The organism is Streptomyces katrae, from assembly GCF_000966975.1.
Classification (GTDB): domain Bacteria; phylum Actinomycetota; class Actinomycetes; order Streptomycetales; family Streptomycetaceae; genus Streptomyces; species Streptomyces katrae.
The window spans coordinates 1-1,305 of the sequence record NZ_JZWV01001705.1 but is presented as its reverse complement, the minus strand read 5'-3'; the positions used below and the strand labels follow the sequence as shown (position 1 = coordinate 1,305).

The following is a 1,305-nucleotide window of genomic DNA, read 5'->3' as shown; positions in this document are numbered from 1 at the left end:
AGCCGGGCCCGGTCCGCCAGCGCGGCGGGCAGCGCGGCCTCCAGCTTCAGCCGGGCGGTGGCCACCACCGCGCCCAGGCCCAGGTCCCGGGCGGGCCCGGGCGCCCCGGCCAGGAAGAGGGAGCCGGCCTCGGCGTCGGTGAGACCGGTCAGCCGGGTGCGGTAGCCGTCCATCAGCCGGTAGCCGCCGGCGGGCCCCCGGTCCACGCAGACGGGCACTCCGGACGCGCCGAGCGCCTCGACGTCCCGGTACACCGTGCGCACGGACACCTCCAGCTCCGCGGCCAGCTCCGGGGCGGTCATCCGGCCACGGCTCTGGAGCAGCAGGAGCAGGGAGAGGAGTCGGTCGGCGCGCATGCGGCCATTCTCGGCGGCATACCTGACAGGAGGTGTCAGGTATGCCGCCGAGGCTGGTCACACGCCGTACGGGAGGAGCCCGCACGGCGGCGGCCCGACGAGAGGACCCCCATGCCCACGCAGCGGACGACCGGCCTGTTCACCTTCGCCGACTGGCAGGAGCGCACCATCAGCCCGGACGGGGTCCACCCGAAGCTCGCCCACGCCTCGGTCGTCAACTCCTTCTCCGGCGGCATAGAGGCCGCCGGCACCACCTGCGAGTACACCATCGCCTACGTCACGGAGAAGACGGGCACCTTCACCGGCATGGAGCTGCTGGCCGGCCGCCTCGACGGGCGCGAGGGCGGCTTCGCGGTCGAGGAGCGCGGCTCGTTCGCCGAGGACGGCTCCGTGCGCTGCGAGTTCGAGGTCGTTCCGGGCTCGGGCACCGGCGAGCTGACCGGGCTGCGCGGCACCGGCGGCTTCGTCGCCCGGCACGGCGAGCCGTCCGTCCCCTACACCTTCGACTACGACCTGGCCTGACGACGCACACTCCGCGGCCGCCGCCCCGGGCGCCGGCCCGGCGCTGGCCCCGGCGCCGGCCCCGGAGTGCCACGGACGCCGACCTCGGGCGCCGGCCGCCGGCCCCGGCGCGGAGCTCCCGGCGGAGGGCCCCCCGCCCTGGTCGGCTACCCGGCGGTAGGGCAGCATGGGCCGCCACACACCACCACCGGAGGAACCATGGCCGCCACCCCCAAGCCGGAGACCCTCGCCGCCTTCGAGGCCGCCAAGGGGTTCATGCCCGTCGGCGAGGGCCTCGCGCTCCACGAGGCGGCCTCCGCCGCGGCCGCGCTCGGGCTCCCGCTGCTGGAGGTCGGCACCTACTGCGGCCGCTCCACCATCCTGCTGGCCGACGCCGCCCGCGAGGCGGGGGTGCCCGCGATCACCGTCGACCACCACCGGGGCAGCG

General features: G+C 76.6%; 2 protein-coding genes and 1 pseudogene. 2 read left to right on the top strand and 1 reads right to left on the bottom strand.

What is annotated here, in order from left to right; all coding sequences use genetic code 11:
- A partial coding sequence (locus tag VR44_RS40230) for a helix-turn-helix transcriptional regulator (RefSeq protein ID WP_045952654.1) occupies positions 1-356 on the bottom strand: 356 nt, incomplete at its 3' end.
- A 111-nt stretch (positions 357-467) separates the two neighbouring features.
- Between VR44_RS40230 and VR44_RS40225 the strand changes: the two genes are divergently transcribed.
- A complete protein-coding gene (locus tag VR44_RS40225; RefSeq protein WP_045952653.1) occupies positions 468-878 on the top strand; it encodes a DUF3224 domain-containing protein in 411 nt (136 codons plus the stop codon).
- A 198-nt stretch (positions 879-1,076) separates the two neighbouring features.
- Positions 1,077-1,305: pseudogene (locus VR44_RS40220) on the top strand (class I SAM-dependent methyltransferase); the annotation flags it as partial.